The organism is Actinoplanes solisilvae, assembly GCF_003999975.1.
Lineage (GTDB): Bacteria > Actinomycetota > Actinomycetes > Mycobacteriales > Micromonosporaceae > Actinoplanes > Actinoplanes solisilvae.
On record NZ_RJAC01000001.1, the window covers coordinates 684,931 to 704,206 of the forward strand.

The window sequence follows — 19,276 nt, forward strand, 5'->3', positions numbered from 1 at the left end:
CACGGTGGCTACTTTTTCGGCTCGAACCCCTGATAGAGCAGCTTGAGATCGGCCTGCGAGGCGTCCCAGTCCTCGGGGGAGACATACCAGGAGATCGAGTACGCCCGTCCGCCGTTGACGATGATGTTGCGCTTGACCGCGTGCTGCCGGTTGCCGCTGCTGGTCGTGTAGTAGAACTCCCAGTCGGCGGCCTGCTTGAAGTAGTTCGGCACCGACACGATCTTGACCCGGTCGTAGTTCCGGTAGCTCCCGGCCCGGCTCTGCTCCTGCTCCTGCCAGTCCTTGAGCGCGTCCGGCTTGGGGTCGTCGGTCTGGTCGATCAGCAGGTAGCGGTTGTTCCAGCGGACCTCGGTGCCGTTGCCGCCCTGCGAGATCAACGCGCTCTTGGGCAGCGGGATCTTGTAGCCGGAGCCGTCGGTGTAGATGCGCCAGGTGCTGGGCAGGCTGAGCGTGGGTGCGGCGGCCGAGGTGGCCGGCTGCGACGGGCTGGTCGCCGCGCTGGAAGGCGGCGTCGAGGCGCCAGCCGAGGCTGTGGGGCCGACAGCGCCCGGCTCGTCGGGGTTCTCGTCGTCGCCCACGGCGTTGCCGATGAGGACGATCAACAGCACGAGAACGAGCAGCACGATGCCGCCGGCGATTCCCGCCTGGGCGTAGGTGAGCCTGGTGCCGAAGACGGTGACGCCGGGGGTCTGGCTGACGGGCCTGGGCGCCCAGGCCGGGCGGGACGGGCGGCTGAACGACGGGGCCGGAGCCGGGTCGTCGGGCACGTCAGTCCTGTTTCCACGGTCCTCGGCGGACGCGGGAACGGTCCGCGCGGACTTGGTCCTGGTGACGCCGCCCTTGGGCTTGACGACCTGCGTCGCGTCGGCGACCGCCGGCTTCGCGGCCTTCTTCGGCGGCTCGGCGATCTTGGTCGTCTGGTCGGCCGGCGGCGGCTCCGCGATCTTCGTGGTCTGGTCAGCGGGCGGCGGCGGCTCGGCGATCTTGGTCGTCTGGTCAGCGGGCGGCGGCTCCGCGATCTTGGTCGTCTGGTCGGCCGGCGGCGGGTCGGCGACCGTGGTGGTCTCGACCTTTTCGGCCTTGTCCTTCGTGGCCGGAGCCTCGCTCTTGCCCTCGTCAGACGAGGCCTCGCTCTCGTCCTTGCCGGTCTCGGGCGCGTCGGCCTCCGTGGCCTTGGCCGGCGAGTCGTCGGCGGGGCTCTCCTCGGCCTTCGTGGCCTGCTCGGCTTCGGTGCTGCTCTTCTCGGCGGTCGGAGACGGCTCAGCTTTTGCCGGCGCGGCCTCCTCTTGCCGCACGGGCTGGGCCGGGAGCTGCTTCGCGGGCAGGGCGATCTTGGTGGTCGGGTCGGCCGGCTTCGGCTCGGCGGGCGCCTCGGGCTGCACGTGCGGGATCACCGACGTCGCCTCGGCCAGCGAGCGCTCATGCTCCGGGGCGGCCTGCTTACGGCGGTTGGCCGCGACGTCAGCCGCCGTGAAACCGCCTTCGGCGCCACGACTCGTACGGGAGAGGTTGTCCGGCCGGGCCGGGGCGGACGGCGTACGCAGGAAGGTGGTCTTGTCGTCCTGGACCGGAGGGCCGTCGACCCGGGTGGCGTCCACCTTGGGGCCGTCGACGCGAGTGGCGTCCAGACGGGGCGGCTGGGCCTTGGGCGGCTGGGCCTTGGGCGGCTGGGCCTTGGGCGGCTGGGCCTGGGGAGTCGCGGGCGTCTGGCCCACGGGGGCCTTGCCAGGCGCGAAGACCGGCCGCTCGCCGCCAGCCGGCGGACGGCTCGGGGTGGCGGGCGGACCGGCGGGACGGTTGGGGCCCGGCAACACGGGAGTGTGACCGGTCGGGCCACCCGCGCGGTTGACCGGCGGACGCGGGCCGGGGACAACCGGGGTGGAGCCGGTCATGCCGGTGAGCGCGGAACGGTCGCGGCCCACACCCGGACGACGCATGGTGGGGCTCATCGGGAAACTCAGCTTGGAACGCCGGCCGGTCGCGCGCAGCAGAAGACGCTCGGCCTCCTCGGCGTTGATGCGATGCGTCGGGTCCTTACGGAGGAGACCGTTGAGCACCGGCTTGAGCGGCCCGGCGTTGCGGGCGGGCGGCGGGTTCTCAGTCGCGAGCGCGGCCAGCGTGGCGATCGCGGACGGACGAGCGAACGGCGAGGCGCCCTCGACAGCCGCGTAGAGCGTGGCGCCGAGCGACCACAGATCGGCGGCGGGACCGGCGGAACCGTCACGAGCACGCTCGGGCGCGATGTAGGCGGGAGAGCCGAGCACCAGACCCGTACGCGTGACGTTGGGGTCACCCGGGACAGTGGCGAGGCCGAAGTCGGTGAGGACGACACGACCCTCGGCGCCGATGAGCACGTTGCCCGGCTTGACGTCGCGGTGGACGACGCCGGCCCGGTGAGCGGCCCGCAGCGCGTTGAGCACGCCCAGGCCGATCTCGGCCGTACGCACGGCACTGAACGGCCCGTCGGCGGCCAGCGTGTCCTGCAGCGACCGGGACGGCACGTATTCCATGACGATCCACGGGTCAGCGTCGGTGCGCAGCACGTCGAAGACGCGGACCACGTTCACGTTGTTGAGCCGGGCGATCGCGCGCGCCTCACGCAGCGACCGCTCGCGCATCTCTTGCCGCTCGCCCGGGGTCAGACCCGGAGGGGGCACGAGTTCCTTGATCGCGACCTCGCGGTGCAGGACGACATCGGTCGCCCGCCAGACACGACCCATCCCGCCCTGACCGAGCGGCGCGACGAGCCGGTAACGGTCAGCGACAACAAGCGGGGGAGAGGAAGACATCACGGAGAAAATACCCGGTCATGTCGAGCGACAGCGAATCGATCAGCCGAGTGTGGGATACGTGTCACCGGATCTTCAGCGCAACGTCGTACGCTCGGTCGATGAATACGGATCCGCTGGTCAGCGTCGTGCGTGGCAAGCCGACCGATCTTGAGACAGCCGCCCTGGTCACGGTGCTTGTGGCAGCATCCAGCGGGGTTGATGCCGCGGTCAGCCCCGCGGTTGGTACACAGCCGGCCGCGAAGAAAATTTCGTCATGGGCCCGATCCGCACGCCCGTCGATCAGCCCGCGCTCGTGGAAGGGCTCGGCCCTCCCCCGCTAGATCACCCGTCGTCACTGTCCACAGGGTCTCCAGGGCTGGCGGGAAGCGGCTACTCTCGCTTCCGAGCTTGCTTCCGGGTTCTGGGGGTGGTGCTGATGATTCCCGAGGAAGATCGCGGTCCAGCCTGGCTGCGCGACTACGGCACAACCGACTTCGGCGCGATCGAAGCCGACATCCGCGCGATGGAAGAGTTCGCCGCCCGGCTCGCCGCCAACGTGAAAGACAGCTACGCCCCTCACCTGTCCACGGTGAGCGAGTCGATGCTGACCCGGCTGCCCAGCCCGCCGGGCGAGTTCGTCGAGCTGCTGAGCTTCCTGACGGCTCACAACGAGGCCCAGGACGTCACCCACCAGAACGTCTACAACTACGCGAACGGCACGCAGGGCTTCGCGAGCGCGGCCGCCGACATCAGTTCGCGATACCGCGGCTCCGACGCCTTCGCCGAGGCACAGGTCGCCGACGTGAAAAAGGCCTTCGACAAGGCCGGCATCCCCGCTCCCCCTGTTGCTGAGGGAGACCTCTGATGCTGATAGCAGCCGGTGGTGGTGGCGCGGGCGGCACGCCGTGGAGCTTGATGACGGTCAAAGACATGCAGACCTACATCCAGAACCCCGACATCCCAGCCCACTACGAACTCCTGACCGGCTGGAAACGATCGGCCGACCTCCTGATCGAACACCGCTGGCAGGTCCAGAACTACCGAGACAACCTGGCCGCGGCGTGGCCCCCCGAAAAAAACGAAGCCTCAGCCGCCTACCTGGCCCGCCTCGACGAGCTGATCGCGAACCTCTCGGACACCTACGAGGCAGCCCTCTCCAACCACGACGCCTTCGCCGCGGCGACGCTGTCCCTCAGCCTGGCCCAGAAGGAGATGGCCGAGATCGCCGGCGAATACGAGGCCAACGAGCAGTCCTTGGCAGCCTTCACGGCCCAGCAGCAGCAGCCCGCTAGCGGTCGCCCCCAGCCCAGCCCTTCCCCGAGCGGCGAGCAGCCCCCGGTAGCTCCGGGCCGCCAGGAAGAACTGCACCAACAAGCCGTGACCCTGTTGAGCGGCGTCAGCGCCGACTTGGCCCTAGCTCAGCTCAACGTGCGCACGCCAAAGCCGTACTGGCCGAACAAAAGCCATGACGAACGGTTGAGCGGCGATGGCGACGGCTTCACAGCACCACCAATCCCTCCAATTACGCCGAGCTTCGCGACAGAGGCATCTGCGTCGGCACGCTCTGGGCGTACCACCGCGACGTTTCCGACTACACCTAGTACGGCGCTTCCGCCCGCTCCGCAACCCCTACAACCTGGTTTGGTTCTGGGTGGTGCGACGCCCGCACTAGGAACGTCATCGACCGGCGGTATCCCGCCGTTGGCGCCCTCTGTGACTGCTAATCCAGTGGCCACAGGTTTGCTACCTCCGCCAGTTGGGGGCCTCGCGCCCAACGGTGGGGGCTTAACGCTCCCCCCACCCGTCTCTGGCCCGCATGGGCGAAACCAAGGTGTACCTCGCGATAATTTCGCTCGCCCGGGATCGTCTCCCCCCGGTGCTTATGCGATGCCGCCGGGCGGGATTATTGGAGGTATTCCGGGCGCCGGTACAGCACAGCCTGCATCTGGGCGACCCGCCGCAAGTCGAATTAATCCGATCGGCGGAATTATCGGCACCGGCGGTTTGCCACAGGGAAAGACGGGCGCAGCCGGCGCCACGGCCTTACCGGCTGGATCAGCCACTCCGTATGGACAGACGAATGGTCGCAGCATACGCCGCCAGGACCAGAATGAAGAGATAATCTGGGACCCGGATAATCCATGGCGAACTGCGATCGGCGTTGATCCTGTTCTCCACCCGACTCGAGAACGGCCCATCGATCCAGGCCCGGCGATTGGTCTCCCTTGAGTCCAGCGAAGAAGGCAGCATTCGTAAGCGGGGTCGCACTTCTTGCGGTTGTTGCCGTCCCGTCGAATCCCGCTCACGCCGACTCAATTCGCGACCAGCAATGGTACTTGAATGCCCTTAAGCTAGGGCAGACGAGGCCGCTCACGACTGGCAACAGAGTCGTCGTTGCGGTCCTCGACACAGGTAGTCACCCTCATCCCGACATTAGGAGAAACCTCCTCGCCGGCAGCGACCAGACATCTTCCGAAGGCCGCAATGGGAAGTCTGATCAAAACGGGCATGGCACAAGAATGGCTGGCCTTATAGCTGGACATGGCCACGGCTCGAGTTCTGGAATTCAAGGTATCGCCCCCGCCGCGAGGATACTTCCAGTAGTCGTCACCAAGACCGGTCGAGAAATAGATCCGCGGATCATGGCTCGCGGAGTGCAATGGGCAACAACTCAAAAGGCATCGGTGATTAACATTTCTTCGGGTGGCGGCCCAAGCTTCGATCTCGCTGACGCCATCGACGCCGCCATCAGCGAAGATGTCGTGGTGGTAGCCGCCGCAGGCAACACTTCTTCCGAGGCAATAGTCAACTATCCTGCCGCTTTCGACGACGTCTTAGCAGTTGGTGCCACGGGTAGATCGGGCCAACATTCATCGACTTCCGTTAAAGGTGATCGAGTCAAGATTTGCGCACCCGGAGTCGACATAATTTCAACCCAGCCAAGCCGAGGTTACGGAACCGCAACTGGTACTTCTGATTCTACCGCCATTGTGTCTGGAGCTGCCGCTCTCGTCCGATCGAGATTCCCTGATCTCTCGGCCAAAGAAGTCGTTCATCGACTTACTGCTACTGCGGATGATATTGGGCCGCCGGGGCGGGATGATGAGTGTGGGTTTGGGCGGCTGAATATTGTCAAGGCTCTTACGGCTGAGGTGCCGCCTCTTGAAGGGGGCGGAGCTCCTCCTGCAAGTAACAGCGCTCCGCCTTCCGCTGGGGCCACTGCTGTTCGACCTGGGGGCTCGTCGCCCTCGGCAACTGCTCGGGGCGAGCAGACGCCTGCGGGAAACGGGCGGGGCTGGGTTTTGGGTGGGGCTGCCGGCGGCCTTGTCTTGGTGGGGGTTCTTGTCGGGCTGGGTATTCGGCGTCGGCGGCGTGGGTGACGGGGGCTTGAGGCCAGCGTGAAGAACGCGCCTGGCGGTCTCGAGGCCCAACGTCAAGAACGCGCCTGGCGAGTTCGGGGCCCCGGCGCCGGCGGCGTGGGTGAGTGGCGGGCTGCGGGTCGGTCTCGTTTGGGGCGGAAAGGGTGGGTTGCGGGGGCTGCTGTGGCTGGTGGGTCTGTAGCCTTCTCGGCGTGGACAAGGACATCGCGTACCGGTTGATTCTTGCTTCGGCCAGTCCGGCTCGGCGGGCGCTGCTCAGTGCGGCTGGGATCGAGGCCGAGGTGATGGTCAGCGGTGTTGATGAGTCGACCGTTGAGGCCGAAGATGCGTACTCGCTGTGTCTTGCCCTGGCTCGGCTGAAGGCGCGGACCATCGCGGCCCAGTTGAGCGCGGACCCGACGATTGTGGTGCTGGGGTGTGACTCGGTGCTGGAGTTCGACGGGGAAGTGTGGGGCAAGCCGGCCAACGCCGACGAGGCGACCAAGCGGTGGATGCGCATGCGCGGCCGCAAGGGTGTGCTGCACACGGGGCATCACGTGACCAGCCTTGTCAGTGGCAAGCAGGCCGAGGCTGTCGGGGAGACGACCGTGCACTTCGCCGATGTCAGTGATGACGAGATCGCGGCCTATGTGGCCAACGGCGAGCCGCTGCACGTCGCCGGGTCGTTCACGCTGGACGGGCGGGGTGGCGCCTTCGTCGAGAGGATCGAAGGCGACCCCGGCAACGTCATCGGGCTTTCGCTTCCGTTGTTGCGCAACCTCCTGGCCGAGATGGGCGTTCCCTACATCAAGTTGTGGAACAAGTAGTCAGCAAGTTGTGGAACAAGTAGTCAGCGGACGCTGCGGGCGAACATCCGCGCTGACCAGGCGACGGCTAGCACCGCGAGCACGGCCATGATGAGCAGGCCCTGCCACACGTCGGGCGCGCCCAGATCGCCCCGGAACAGGGCCCGCGTGCCGTTGACCGCCCACGAGAACGGGTTGTAGTCGGCGATTCCCTGCAGCCAACCAGGGGCGTACGTCAATGGCAGCAGGATGCCGCTCAACAACAGAACGGGCTGCGCCACCGTGTTCATCAGCGGGGCCAGTGCGTCCTCGCTCTTCACGGCGAGGGCCACCCCGTAGCTGACCGCCGAGGTCATCAGCGAGATCAGGGCCAGCATCAGATAGGCCAGGAGTAGGTCGCCGATGAACACGCGCAGGTCGAACAGCAGCGCCAGCAGCGTGATGATCACGGCCTGGGCGATGAGCGAGACCACGTCGCGCAGCGAGCGGCCCAGCAGCAGGGCCAGGCGGCTCACCGGCGTCACCCGGGAGCGTTCGATGACGCCGGCACGCAGTTCGGCGATCAGGCCGAAACCCTGGAACAGGCCGCCGAAGATCGCGAGCAGAACCAACAGGCCAGGCACAAAGATTTCGTACGCCGCCGCGTTGGATTGCACCTGCAGGGCGGGCTTGAGCAGCGGGGCGAACAGCAGCAGGTACATGACCGGCTGGAAGACGCCGACGAGGATCCACACCGGGTTGCGCAGGAGGAGCTGCATCTGCCGGTTGAAGATCAGTGAGGTGTCGCGCAGCAGTTTCATGGCTCAGCTCTCCCGCAGCGATCGGCCGGTCTTGGTGAGGAACACGTCGTCGAGGCTGGGGCGGTGCAGCTCGATCGTGCCGAGGGGCACGTCGGCGGCGTCGAGGGCGCGCAGAATCTGCGGGATCGCCACGGCGCCGTCCTCGACGTAGAGGCGCACGCTGTCGTCGTACGTCTCGATCTTGTAGGTGTTGAGGGCTTGCGCGGCCGCGGCGACGGCCTCCATCGGCAGGCCCACCCGTACGACGTCGCCCGAGATCTCGCGCTTGAGGTCGGTGGGTGTGCCGGACGCGACGATCTCGCCGTTGTCCATGATGGAGATGCGGTCGCAGAGTGCGTCGGCTTCGTCGAGGTAGTGGGTCGTGATGAAGACGGTCATGCCCTCCGCGCGCAGCCGTCGGATCTCGTCCCACATGTGGGCCCGGCTCTGCGGGTCCAGCCCCGTCGTCGGCTCGTCGAGGAAGACGACCTTGGGCTCGTGAATGATGCCGAGCGCGATGTCGACCCGCCGGCGCTGCCCGCCCGAGTAGGTCTTGCATTTGCGGTCGGCGTAGTCGCTGAGCTGGAAGCCGTCGAGCACCCGGGCCGCCCGGGCGAGAGCGTCCGACTTGGAGGCCCCGTACAGCCGCGCCTGCAGCACGAGCTCTTCCCGAGCGGTCGAGTCGTCCCAGGTGCTGCCACCCTGGGCGACGTAGCCGATGCGCCGGCGCACCTCGCCCGGGTCGGCGCGCAGGTCGGCGCCGGCGATCGTGGCGCTGCCGTCGTCGGGTTCGATCAGCGTGGCCAGCATGCGCAGCGTGGTGGTCTTGCCGGCGCCGTTCGGGCCGAGGAAGCCGAAGATCTCACCCTCGGCGACGTCGAGGTCGACGCCGCGTACGGCTTCGACGGTTTTCTTCTCACGCCCCTGGCGTGACACGAATGACTTGCGCAACCCGCGAGTCTCTATCATGCGGGCAGCGTACGACGTTCAAGTTTTACTAGTCAAACTTGATTAATTGAGGTCCACGCGTCGCCCATCGTCTCGATGCGCTTCGCCGTGCGCTCGCACCAGGCGATCTCGGCCTCGGCCATCGCGATGCTGCGCTCCCACATCCACGCGACATAGGCCGGCTTGTTGTCGGCCCAGTCGGCCGTCGTCGCCGCCTCGAGCTGCTGCGCGCCGGCCCGCAACTGGATCGCCCGGTTGCGCAGCGCCGCCACGGCCTCCTCGCGAGGCAACGCCGGCAGGAACGAGAACGCCGCCATGAACGGATCGGCCGCCTGGGTCAGATTCCACCAGCCGTTGCGCAGCAGGGATTGGAACTCGGCCTTCCCCTTATCAGTGATCCCGTACGTCGTTCGCGCCGGACGGGCTCCGACCTGTTCGGTGGCCACCTCGTGCAGCAGGCCCTCGTCGGTCAGTTTGCGCAGCGCGTGGTAGATCGACCCGGGTTGCACGTTCGCCCATTTTTCGGCACTCCAGCTCAGCAGCTCACGGCGTACGTCGTAGCCGTGCACCGGCTCCAGCCACTGCACCAGGCCGAGGATCATCATGCGGGTCGCGGACACCGTCTCAGCGTAAATCCGCCCGCGCCCGAGAAGCGGCCGGGCGGCAGCCGGGGCCAGGAACGGTCGTTAAGGCTAGGCTCAGCCCGTGCGCAAGGTATTGATCGCCAACCGTGGCGAGATCGCTGTCCGTATCATCCGGGCCTGCCAGGACGCGGGTCTCGCCAGCGTCGCCGTCTATGCCGACAGCGACCGTGACGCGTTGCCCGCCCGGCTCGCCGGCGAGGCCTTCGCGCTGGGCGGCGAGACCGCGGCCGAGACCTACCTGCGCATCGACAAACTGCTCGACGTCGCGGCCCGCAGCGGTGCCGACGCGGTCCACCCGGGCTACGGCTTCCTCTCCGAGAACGCCGACTTCGCCCAGGCCGTGCTCGACGCGGGCCTGACCTGGATCGGTCCCACTCCACAGGCGATCCGCGACCTGGGCGACAAGGTCACGGCGCGCCACATCGCCCAGCGGGCCGGCGCGCCGCTGGTGCCGGGCACGCCCGAGCCGGTCGCCGACGCGGCCGAGATCGTGGCCTTCGCCGAGGAGCACGGGCTGCCCGTGGCCATCAAGGCGGCGTTCGGCGGTGGCGGCCGTGGTCTCAAGGTCGCCCGTACGCTCGACGAGATCCCGGCCCTGTTCGAGAGCGCGACCCGCGAGGCGGTCGCGGCGTTCGGGCGGGGCGAGTGCTTCGTCGAGCGTTATCTCGACCGCCCCCGCCACGTCGAGGCTCAGGTGCTGGCCGACACCCACGGCACCGTGATCGTCGTCGGCACGCGCGACTGCTCGCTGCAGCGCCGCCACCAGAAACTCGTCGAAGAGGCGCCCGCGCCCTTCCTCACCCCCGAGCAGCGCGAGTCGATTCACCAGAGCGCCAAGGCGATCTGCCGCGAGGCCGGCTATCACGGTGCCGGCACGGTCGAATACCTGGTCGGTCAGGACGGCACGATCTCTTTCCTCGAGGTGAACACCCGCCTGCAGGTCGAACACCCGGTGAGCGAAGAGACAGCGGGGCTCGACCTGGTGCGCGAGCAGTTCCGCATCGCCGCGGGCGAAAAGCTGGAACTGACCGACGATCCCGAGCCGCGCGGCCACTCGATCGAGTTCCGCATCAACGGGGAAGACCCGGGCCGCAACTTCCTGCCCGCCCCCGGCCGCGTCGACGCGCTGACGTGGCCGCTCGGTCCGGGCGTGCGGGTCGACGCCGGGGTCGAGGCGGGCAGCGTCATCGGGGGCAACTTCGACTCCCTGCTAGCCAAGATCATCGTCACCGGTAAGACCCGGGCCGAAGCGCTGGAGCGGTCGCGCCGGGTGCTCGACGAGACGTTCATCACAGGCATCGCGACGGTGCTGCCGTTCCACCGCGCGGTGGTGCGCGATCCGGCCTTCACCGGCGAGCCGTTCACGGTCCACACGCGATGGATCGAGACGGAGTGGGCCGGCGGCGTCGAACCCTTCACCCCGGTCGCGGGCGGGGAGGACCAGCCGGAAGAGCGCGAGACCGTGGTGGTCGAGGTCGGCGGCAAGCGTCTCGAGGTCAGGCTGCCGGCGACGCTGCTGCGCGCGGGTCCGGCTCGGTCGGCGGGCGGCGCGAAGAAGCCGGGGCGTCGCAGCGGCGGGGGCGCGAAAGCTCAGGCGGGCGGCGCGGCGCTGACCGCGCCCATGCAGGGCACGGTCGTCAAGGTCGCGGTGAGTGACGGCGACGAGGTGTCCGAGGGTGACGTCATCGTGGTGGTCGAGGCCATGAAGATGGAACAGCCGCTTACGGCCCACAAGGCGGGCACGGTCTCGGGCCTGTCGGTCGCCGTGGGCGAGTCGGTCACCGCCGGCTCGGTGGTCTGCACCATCGACTGAGGCGGGCCGGCGGGCGCAAGGGCCGGCGGGCGCAAAAGCCAGCAGGCACAAAAGCCAGCAGGCACAAAAGCCAGCAGGCGCATAGGCCAGCAGGCGCCAAGGCCAGCAGGCTCGAGTCAGGCGGTCGGGAGCCAGAAGCGCAGCTTCTCGCCGAGGGGCGTGCTCGGGATGCCGCCGTTGCGCTCGATCGTGCGACGCGACGGCTCGTTGTCGTAGTCGCAGGTGATCAGCACCTCTGACAGGCCGAGTTTGGCGGCCAACGGGCGGGCCGCCGCCAGCATCGCCGTGGCGTGCCCCTTACGACGCGCACCGGGCCGCACGTCGTACCCGATATGTCCGTTGCGCTGCCCCGCCATCCCGGGGGCGAGCCGGTGGCGGATGTTGAGGCGGCCCAGATAGTCGGCGCCGTCGAGCCACCACAGCACCGTCGTCGGCACGAAGCCGGGCGGCCGGGGCGTCTCCTCGAGCCGCTGCGCCGTCAGAAACCCGACGAAGCGCGCGAAGCCCGGGGCCGAGGACCACGTCGAGCCGTACGCCCGCAGGTCGCTCCCGATATTGCTGAAGTCGTCGAGGGTGCCGCGGCCGTCTGCCACGTACTCCCGCATGGCCGCGAGAAACGACTCGTGGACGTCGACCTTCGGTGTGACCAGCTCAGGCATCGGGACAGCGTAGGTGAGGGGTGGACCGCCCGTACGGGACCTACGGACGGCCCACCGGCCGGCTCACCGAGAACGGGGGACCCGATGTTCCGGCAACTTCACGGTACGCCCGCTCGGCTGCCCCGGAAAATCCCCGGGACGAATCGGGACTGATCGCCCTTACGAGACGCGACCGTCCCGAAAATAGCGAGCGCAGCGGGAATAGAGGCCCTACCGTGTTGGGCATCACGAACGACCGGGTCTGATCAGGGAGCATGCTGAACACAGCACATTCTCAGGTGTGCTCACGCAGAATGTCGTGGGCCCCGAAAAGCCGCGAGGTGGCGTAACCGATGACCGACTTGTTGACCATGATGGCAACACCGGCATGGGCATACCTTGCTCTCTTCGGGTTCCTGGCCATCGATGCCATGGTCCCGGTGGTGCCCATCCAGGCGATCATGATCACATCTGGCGCGCTCACTGTCTACGGCAATTTGAACCTGCCCCTGGTCATCGCCATCGGCGCGCTCGGCATGTTCACCGGCGACGCGATCGCCTACACCCTCGGCCGCCAGACCTGCCCCGACCGCGGTTCCCGCGGCGGCCGCTGGGCCGCCTTACGAGCGCGCTTCGGCCCCAAGCACGACGACGAGGCCAAAGAGGTCTCCCGAGCCAAGCAGACCGCCGAGCGCTTCACCCGTGGCCTGCGCAAGCCCGGCCCGCTGGTCCTGCTGCTCTGCCGTTTCGTGCCCGGTGGGCGCATGGCCGCCGGCTTCTACGCCGGTCGCCGCAAATACCCGGTCAAGCTCTTCGTCCTCTACGACGGCGCCGCCGCGATCGCCTGGGGTTCCTACGGCGGGCTGGTCGGCCACGTCGGCGGCACCGCGATCACCCAGTCGGCCTGGCGCCTGTTCGCCATCGCCGCAACCGCCGCGATCGTCTTCGGCACCGCCGGCTGGATCCTGGCCCTGTTCGGTGGCAAGAACTCGGGCGAGGAGCCGGCCGCCGCGACGCCGACCGCCGTGGCCGAAGCCATCACGGCCGGCGCCGCCGATGTCATTGCAGCTCGTGCTGCATCAGTTGACGTGCCGCTTCCGCGATCGACCCCGACAGCGACGGGTAGATAGTGATCGTGTGGGCCAGTTGGTCCACCGTCAGGTTGTTCTCGATCGCCATCGTGATCGGCAGGATCAGCTCGCTCGCCTTCGGTGCGACCACCACGCCGCCCACGATCTGACCGGTCGCCGGCCGGCAGAAGAGCTTCACGAAGCCGTCGTGCAGGTCGGCCATCTTGGCCCGCGCGTTGCCGGTCAGCGGCAGCATCACCTGCCGGGCCGGCACCCGACCGGCGTCCACGTCGTTCTGCGAGACGCCGACCGTGGCCAGCTCAGGATCGGTGAAGACGTTGGCCGAGACCGTGCGCAGCCGCAGTGGTGACACGGCCTCGCCCATCGCGTGCCAGATGGCGATGCGACCCTGCATGGCGGCGACGCTGGCCAGCGGCAACACGCCGGTGCAGTCGCCCGCGGCATAGATGCCCGGCACGTTGGTGCGCGAGACCCGGTCGACGGTGACATAGCCGCCGTCGCCGACCTGAACGCCGTACTCCTCCAGGCCCAGCGACGCCGTGTTCGGCACCGCGCCGACCGCGATCAGGGCGTGCGAGCCCTCAACCACGCGGCCGTCGCCCAGCGTGACCTCGACGGACGAACCGGTGTTGACCACCGACTTACCGCGCGACTGGCTCAGGATCGTCATGCCCCGCTCGCGGAAGACCCGCTCGATCGCCATGGCCGCGTCGGCGTCCTCGTGGGGCATGACCCGCTCGCGCGACGAGACCAGCGTCACCTGCACGCCCATCGCCAGGTAGGCGCTGGCGAATTCGGCGCCGGTCACGCCGGAACCGATAACGATCAGATGCGAGGGCAGCTCGGTGAGGTCGTACAGCTGGCGCCAGTCGAGGATGCGCTCGCCGTCGGGCTTGGCGGTCGCCAGCACCCGCGGGGTGGCGCCGGTCGCCAGCAGCACCGTCGTCGCCTCAACGGCGTACGTGTCCTGGCCCTCGGGGGTGACAAGCACCTGGTGGGTGTGGCCGAGCGTGTCCTCGCCCAGGCGCGCCCGGCCGTGCACGACGTCGACCCCGGCCTTGACCAGCTTGGCCTGGATGTCGGCCGACTGGGCCAGCGCCAGCTTCTTGACCCGCTGGTTGACCGCGACCGCGTCGACCGTGACGCCGTCGAGCCCGGCCGAGCGGATGCCGAAGCGCTCGTTGTGCCGATAGCCGGTCATCACCTCGGAGCTGGCGATGAACGTTTTCGACGGCACACAGTCGGTCAGGACGCAGGCCCCACCCGGCCCGTCCGCTTCGACGAGGGTGACGTCCGCGTCGAGTTGTGCGGCCACCAACGCCGCCTCATACCCGCCCGGTCCCCCACCGATGATCACGATCCGACTCACGACGTTCCAACCTTCCCGCGTGGCAGATGTGCCGACACGCACTGCTTGTATTCTCCACGACCGCCGGATCCGGCTATCGTCATCGCCGTGCGTCATTACGCCGCGTATGGCTCAAACCTCGACCCTGCCCGCATGCGGGCCTACTGTCCGCACTCGCCCATGGTCGGCGTGGGGTGGATAGAAGGCTGGCGCCTGACCTTTGCCGGTGAGGGGGAAATGGGCTGGGAGGGTGCCGTCACGACCATCGTGGAATCGCCCGGCGATCGCGTCTTCGTGTCCCTCTACGATGTTCATCCGTGGGACGCGTCACAGCTCGACGAGGTCGAGGGCGTCACCGCGGAGGCGTACCAGAAGGTCACTGTGCGTGTATCGACGCTCGAGGGTGAGTTCAGCGCCTGGGTCTACGTCTTCGCCGGCTACGAGGGTGGCATGCCGACGGCGTGGTACCTGAGCGAGATCGCCAACGCGGCCGAGAAAGCGGGCGCTCCCGACGATTACGTCGAGGAGCTGCGCCGCCGTCCCACCCGCACGTCGTCGCCCGACGCTTAGACGAGCTTCCGATAGATGTCGGCCTCGTAGAGCGGCTTCATGCCGACCGCGAGGTAGAGCCGTGCGGCCTTCGTCGGGTTCTCCATGTCCACACCGAGCCCCGCCTTGGTGTAGCCCTTGGCGGCATAGACGGCGAAGGCGCGCCGCAGCAGAGCCTCACCCAAACCCCTTCTCCGGTACGACCCCAGCACCGCGAGCCGCTTGACCCAGCCCTCGTCGTTGTCGTCCTCGCCGTCGTGCGACGACTCGAGCACCCCGGCCACCGTGCCGCCCACCTCGGCCACGAACCACTCGTCGAAGACCGGGGTCACCAGTTGCTTACGCCAATCCTCGTAAGAGGCACTGCGGTGGTCGGAGTCGAGGAACGCCTGCTCGACGACGGCGTGGAAGGCGCGCATGTCGTCCTCGTCGTCCGGCCGGACCGTACGCAGGGTGACGCCGTCGGGGAGCGAGGGCAGCACGGGTGACACGTCGTCGAGCGCGAGCTGCATGCGGGCGTGCTGCTTGAGGAACGCGAACCCGTGCTCGGTCAGCAGGTCGATGTAGGGCTGCTCGGTCGGGATCGCGCCGGCCCGTACCTCGTACGTCTCGTGGCCGAACTCGCCCTTGCGCTCGGCGACCCGGGCCAGCATGAGCTCGAGCAGCGGGCGCATCGCGGGCAGGCCCCGCCCCGGCCAGGCGTACACCTCGATGAACTCGCGATTGCCGCCGGTCGCGTTGCTCGGATAGGTCCAGCCGACGATCGTTCCGCCGTCGTCGAGCGCGACCCAGGAGTCGCGCGTCAGATCGGTGTTGGGCTCGGTCAGCGCCTCGCGAACCTCTTCGGGGCTGTAGTCGGGGTGGCCGACGGCGGCGATGTCGCTGGCGTGGACGAGTTCGAGGATCGCGGGCGAGTCGTCGAGGGTGGGCCGGCGCACGCTCCAGCCGTCGGGAAGCTCAGTCACCCGCGCATGGGACCACGCCCTGGCCGGGCGGGGCGAGCCCTTATTGCGCGAGGCGGTGGCGCAGCGATTCGAGCAGGCCGACCAGCTCGACGCGTTCGCCCAGGTCGAGAGCGGCGTACGCCTGACCGGCCATCGCGTCGGCCACGGACTCGGCCCACATCAGCCGCCGGACGATCGGGCCGGCCGGTGGATAGGGCGGCTGCCAGCCGAAGGCGACCGCGCCCGTCTCGCCCTCGGGACCGGCGATGATCGCTTGGAGCGGGGTGAGGCCGGCGGCCCGCACCGCGACGAGCTGCACGCCGAGCCGGTGTTCGTGGAGCAGGTGCAGCAGCACCGCGGCCTGGGCGCCGGGCACCTGGTCGGGCACCGGCATCGCCCGCCACGCGGCGAACAGCGGGAGGCCCGCGTAGTCGACCGCGGCGACGACCCGGCGGGTCAGCTCGTGCAGCCGGGCCAGGCGGGGGAAGCCGCCGAGCTGCTCGCCGCCCCAGGTGCAGAGCTCGTGCAGGTGCCAGGTGGCCACCTCCATCGGCGCGGAGGTCTTGGCGGTCGCCTCCCAACCGTCGATGACGGCCTCGGGCGCGATCATGCCGATCGACGCGGCGACCGTCTCGGGGCGCACGTCGCCGAGCGCCCCCGCGCGGGCGGAGACGTGGTAGGCCCAGCCGGACAGGCCCAGCAGACGGGCACGGCGCAGCGTCTGGGGCGACTCGGCAAAGGCCCCCACGATCGTCGCGAGTCCCGTCTTGGCGGTGGCGGCAGCCTGTTCGGGTGTCACCCGCCCGATTCTGCTCCCCCTGACCGGTTCTGGAAAATGTCGGGCGACTATTCCGGCTCGTCGGACTCGAGGTCTTCCAGCGCCGCCTGCACGTCGCCGACCTGACGGCGGGCCGCTGCGGCCTCCCGTTCGGCGAGGCGGCGGGCCTGCTTGCGCCGGGCCACGTCGGCCTGGGCTTCAGTACGCCGACGTTCCAGTTCGGCCAGTTCGGCGTCCAGGTCCTCAACAACGTGACCAGCATCACGTTCTGCTTGCTCGGCCCGCTCGAGCTGGGCGTCGGACCGCTTCTCGGCCGCCTGCGCGGAGGTCAGCTCGCGACGCAGTTCACGCCGGCGCTGCTCGAACTCGCGGCGACGGCGCTCGGCGGCGGCCTTCTCACGGGCCGACTGTTGCGGGAACTCGACAACCTCGGCGCCCTCGTCGTCCTCTTCCTCGTCGACGTCCTCGACGTCCTCGACGTCCTCCGAGTCGGTCACCAGCCGCAGCCGGGGCCGGGGCACCTCGCCGAAGCCGGCATAGGTCGCCGCCCGGATCAGCCGCCCGGTGCGCACCTGGGCGGCGATGTCGGGCTCGGCCAGCGCCGCGGTCAGCGTCGCCTCGACCTCGCCGAGCGGCAGTTTGGCGTCCGCGCCCTCGGCGCGGGCCAGCTTGGTCGCGGCGGTGACCAGGGCCGCGACCACCTGGCGGCGCTGATTGGTCAGCTCGCGCAGGGCCGCGCCGTCCAGGCCCCGCTGCGCCTCCCGCAGCGAGCTGGAGAGCTCGACCAGCTCATCGATCAGCTCGGGCCTCTTCAGCGCGAGCAAATTGACCACCCAGGCGGCCACGGTGGGCTTCTTGAGGGCGGCCAGGCGTTTGGCGGCCGCCTTGTCGCCGGCCTTGCGGGCCTGGTCGACCGCGGCGGTGCGGGCCGCGACGAAGCCCTCCGGCGGGGCCTCGTAGAGCCGCTGGATCAGTTCCTCGGTGGCGCTGGGCACGTCAGGCGATGGTAGTGCCCGGCGCGACGTGCGCGTACTTCGTGCCGGAGAGTCGTTCGAGATGTTGGTCGGAAATCCTCGCGCCGGTCTCGGTGAGGAGGAAGTCGTGCAGGGCGTACGCCCGTCCGGGCTGGACGGCCCGCACGAAGTCGATCGACTCGGCCAGCTTCATCCAAGGAGCATTCAACGGCGCGAACAGGGTGTCCACCGTCGTGTCCTCCGGAACGGTGAACGAGTCACCGGGGTGGTAGAGATTCGTGGTCTCGTCGGCGATCAGGTAGCCGACGTTCGCGATCCGCGGGATGTCCGGGTGGATCACCGCGTGCTGTCCGCCGTGGACGCGTACCCGATAGCCGGCCGCCTCGAACTCGTCGCCCGGCTCGACCGCGGTAGCCGTGGGGGCGAACTCGGGGTGCTGCACCAGCACGTCGGCGTGCGCGTAAAGGCGCAGACCCGGGTTCTTCCCGAAAGCCTCGGTCAGCGCCGCGGGGTCGAGGTGGTCGATGTGCTCGTGGGTGATGAGCACCGCGTCGGCGCCGTCGAGGGCCGAGCGCTCGCTGAACGCGCCCGGGTCGACCACGAGGACGCCCGCGCCCTCGACCCGCAAACAGGAATGCGTGAACTTCGTGATGCGCACGGGACCCCTCCGCTGCCGATTCGTAACCGCTCAACTCGCAGTCTGCCGGAACCGAAAACGCAATGCCGCACGTCCCACGAGCACATCGATGAGGACTATTCAGGGCGCTGGAGACCAACGCGGTCGGCCTGCGGCTGGGTGCCGCTCGAGGTCGGCCCTGAATAGCCCTCAAATGAACGGGGATGGGAGAAAGCATGCGCGCAACGAGATATTTGCTGGCTGCGGCGCTGGGAGCGGGTGTTCTGCTCGCGGGGTGCAGCTCAAGTTCGGACGACAGCGGCACCTCCAGCGGTGGCGCCGCCGACGCGCCCCAGGTCGGCGAGGTCGCCCCCGCCCCGGCACAGGCACAGGCACAGGGCGAGGCCGACAAGGGCACCGACACCGCTGCTCAGGCGCCCGATCTGCGGGTGGAACAGCGCTCGATCATCTATCGGGGCTCGATCTCGGTACGGGTCGAGAACGTCAGCGCCGAGGCCGGCAAGGTGACCGGCATCGCGACGACGGCGGGCGGCTTCGTCAGCGGCGACAACCGCAGCAGCGGCAACGGCGCCGACACCGCCACGATGGAGCTGCGCATCCCGGCCGAGAAGTTCGGCCTCGTCGTCGACCAGCTCGGCAAGCTCGGCACCGAGGAGGGGCGCCAGATCAACACCGAGGACGTCACCGAGCAGACGATCGACCTGGACGCCCGCATCACCGTGCAACAGGCCCGGGTCGACAGCGGACGCAAGCTGCTGGCCCAGGCGAAGTCGCTGAACGACCTGGTGATGCTCGAGCGCGAGGTGGCCACCCGCGAGGCCGACCTGGCGTCGCTGCAGGCCAAGAAGCGGCACCTGGCCGACCTGACCGCCCTGTCGACGATATCGGTGACCCTGCTCGACCCCGAGGCCGACGCGATCGCCGACGACGACCCGCCCGGCTTCCTGTCCGGGCTGGGCGCCGGGTGGGACGCGCTGCTCGCCTCGCTCAAGGTGCTGCTGACCGTGCTGGGCGCGCTGCTGCCCTGGCTGCTCGCGTTCGGCCTGCCGGCCTGGGCCATCGTCTATGCCGTGCGGCGTTACAACCGCACCCGTCGCGCGGCCCGGCCGGCACCGGCCTACACCGTGCCGGGTGCGGTGCTGCCGCCGAAGAACCCGCCGCAGCCGCCCGTCTCGGGGCCGCCGGCCCAGAGTTGAG

Annotated in this window: 20 protein-coding genes; 9 read left to right on the forward strand and 11 right to left on the reverse strand. The window is 68.9% G+C overall.

The annotated features are described in order from the left end of the window. Window positions 1–8: 8 nt before the first annotated feature. Window positions 9–2,789: a serine/threonine-protein kinase gene (locus EER30_RS50235; protein ID WP_489884456.1), complete on the reverse strand. Its 2,781-nt coding sequence runs from the start codon at window positions 2,787–2,789 to the stop codon at window positions 9–11. Between the two features lie 101 nt (window positions 2,790–2,890). Between EER30_RS50235 and EER30_RS03285 the strand changes: the two genes are divergently transcribed. The 5 genes from EER30_RS03285 to EER30_RS03305 all read left to right on the forward strand — a co-directional run bounded on the left by EER30_RS03285 (window position 2,891) and on the right by EER30_RS03305 (window position 6,957). After that, window positions 2,891–3,112, forward strand: a complete 222-nt coding sequence (locus tag EER30_RS03285) for an acyl-CoA carboxylase subunit epsilon (RefSeq protein ID WP_127498089.1) — start codon at window positions 2,891–2,893, stop codon at window positions 3,110–3,112. Between the two features lie 95 nt (window positions 3,113–3,207). Then, on the forward strand, window positions 3,208–3,636 hold the full coding sequence (locus EER30_RS03290) for a hypothetical protein (protein ID WP_127498091.1): 429 nt from the start codon (window positions 3,208–3,210) through the stop codon (window positions 3,634–3,636). Continuing rightward, complete coding sequence (locus EER30_RS03295; protein WP_127498093.1) at window positions 3,636–5,000, forward strand: hypothetical protein; 1,365 nt, start codon at window positions 3,636–3,638, stop codon at window positions 4,998–5,000. Before EER30_RS03290 ends, EER30_RS03295 begins: the two co-directional genes overlap by 1 nt. A 107-nt stretch (window positions 5,001–5,107) precedes the next feature. After that, window positions 5,108–6,151, forward strand: coding sequence for a S8 family serine peptidase (locus EER30_RS49880; protein ID WP_164842214.1), 1,044 nt, complete (start codon window positions 5,108–5,110; stop codon window positions 6,149–6,151). Window positions 6,152–6,342: 191 nt separating this feature from the next. Beyond that, window positions 6,343–6,957, forward strand: a complete 615-nt coding sequence (locus EER30_RS03305) for a Maf family protein (protein WP_127498096.1) — start codon at window positions 6,343–6,345, stop codon at window positions 6,955–6,957. Window positions 6,958–6,980: 23 nt separating this feature from the next. Here EER30_RS03305 and EER30_RS03310 read toward each other — a convergent pair whose 3' ends face one another. From EER30_RS03310 to EER30_RS03320, 3 genes are read right to left on the reverse strand one after another with little or no spacing between them, the layout of a single operon-like run. Further along, window positions 6,981–7,736 (reverse strand): ABC transporter permease, encoded by a 756-nt coding sequence (locus EER30_RS03310; RefSeq protein WP_127498098.1) that lies wholly within the window; start codon window positions 7,734–7,736, stop codon window positions 6,981–6,983. A 3-nt stretch (window positions 7,737–7,739) separates the two neighbouring features. Beyond that, the gene (locus tag EER30_RS03315) at window positions 7,740–8,684 is read right to left on the reverse strand and encodes an ATP-binding cassette domain-containing protein (RefSeq protein ID WP_127498100.1); all 945 of its coding nucleotides are present in this window, start codon (window positions 8,682–8,684) and stop codon (window positions 7,740–7,742) included. A 32-nt stretch (window positions 8,685–8,716) separates the two neighbouring features. Further along, a complete protein-coding gene (locus EER30_RS03320; protein ID WP_349290853.1) occupies window positions 8,717–9,283 on the reverse strand; it encodes a helix-turn-helix transcriptional regulator in 567 nt (188 codons plus the stop codon). An 85-nt stretch (window positions 9,284–9,368) separates the two neighbouring features. On the opposite strand from EER30_RS03320, the gene EER30_RS03325 reads away from it, so the two are divergent. Next, complete coding sequence (locus tag EER30_RS03325; RefSeq protein WP_127498102.1) at window positions 9,369–11,120, forward strand: acetyl/propionyl/methylcrotonyl-CoA carboxylase subunit alpha; 1,752 nt, start codon at window positions 9,369–9,371, stop codon at window positions 11,118–11,120. Between the two features lie 116 nt (window positions 11,121–11,236). Here the strand turns inward: EER30_RS03325 and EER30_RS03330 are convergent, their stop codons facing one another. Continuing rightward, on the reverse strand, window positions 11,237–11,779 hold the full coding sequence (locus tag EER30_RS03330; RefSeq protein WP_127498104.1) for a GNAT family N-acetyltransferase: 543 nt from the start codon (window positions 11,777–11,779) through the stop codon (window positions 11,237–11,239). 274 nt (window positions 11,780–12,053) lie between these two features. Next, window positions 12,054–12,221: a hypothetical protein gene (locus EER30_RS48380; RefSeq protein WP_240669724.1), complete on the reverse strand. Its 168-nt coding sequence runs from the start codon at window positions 12,219–12,221 to the stop codon at window positions 12,054–12,056. Between EER30_RS48380 and EER30_RS03335 the strand changes: the two genes are divergently transcribed. Beyond that, window positions 12,220–12,888, forward strand: a complete 669-nt coding sequence (locus tag EER30_RS03335) for a DedA family protein (RefSeq protein WP_240669725.1) — start codon at window positions 12,220–12,222, stop codon at window positions 12,886–12,888. The genes EER30_RS48380 and EER30_RS03335 overlap by 2 nt on opposite strands. Here the strand turns inward: EER30_RS03335 and EER30_RS03340 are convergent. After that, entirely contained in the window at window positions 12,818–14,218 is a 1,401-nt protein-coding gene (locus EER30_RS03340; protein WP_127498108.1) for an NAD(P)H-quinone dehydrogenase, read from the reverse strand. The two genes, EER30_RS03335 and EER30_RS03340, sit on opposite strands and share 71 nt — an antisense overlap. Before the next feature lie 87 nt (window positions 14,219–14,305). Here EER30_RS03340 and EER30_RS03345 point away from each other — a divergent pair, with 87 nt between their 5' ends. Then, window positions 14,306–14,767, forward strand: a complete 462-nt coding sequence (locus EER30_RS03345) for a gamma-glutamylcyclotransferase family protein (protein WP_127498110.1) — start codon at window positions 14,306–14,308, stop codon at window positions 14,765–14,767. On the opposite strand, the gene EER30_RS03350 is transcribed toward EER30_RS03345, so the two are convergent. The 4 genes from EER30_RS03350 to EER30_RS03365 are packed head-to-tail and all read right to left on the reverse strand — an operon-like array spanning window position 14,764 to window position 18,100. Beyond that, window positions 14,764–15,711: a GNAT family N-acetyltransferase gene (locus EER30_RS03350; RefSeq protein ID WP_127498112.1), complete on the reverse strand. Its 948-nt coding sequence runs from the start codon at window positions 15,709–15,711 to the stop codon at window positions 14,764–14,766. The genes EER30_RS03345 and EER30_RS03350 overlap by 4 nt on opposite strands. Window positions 15,712–15,751: 40 nt before the next feature. After that, window positions 15,752–16,489 carry an SCO6745 family protein gene (locus tag EER30_RS03355; protein WP_127498114.1) on the reverse strand — a complete coding sequence of 246 codons (738 nt, stop codon included), beginning with the start codon at window positions 16,487–16,489 and terminating at the stop codon, window positions 15,752–15,754. Window positions 16,490–16,536: 47 nt separating this feature from the next. Further along, window positions 16,537–17,463, reverse strand: coding sequence for a hypothetical protein (locus tag EER30_RS03360; protein WP_127498116.1), 927 nt, complete (start codon window positions 17,461–17,463; stop codon window positions 16,537–16,539). Window position 17,464: 1 nt separating this feature from the next. Beyond that, entirely contained in the window at window positions 17,465–18,100 is a 636-nt protein-coding gene (locus tag EER30_RS03365) for an MBL fold metallo-hydrolase (protein ID WP_127498118.1), read from the reverse strand. Window positions 18,101–18,294: 194 nt separating this feature from the next. On the opposite strand from EER30_RS03365, the gene EER30_RS03370 reads away from it, so the two are divergent. Continuing rightward, window positions 18,295–19,275, forward strand: coding sequence for a DUF4349 domain-containing protein (locus EER30_RS03370; RefSeq protein ID WP_127498120.1), 981 nt, complete (start codon window positions 18,295–18,297; stop codon window positions 19,273–19,275). The last annotated feature ends 1 nt before the right edge of the window (window position 19,276 follow it).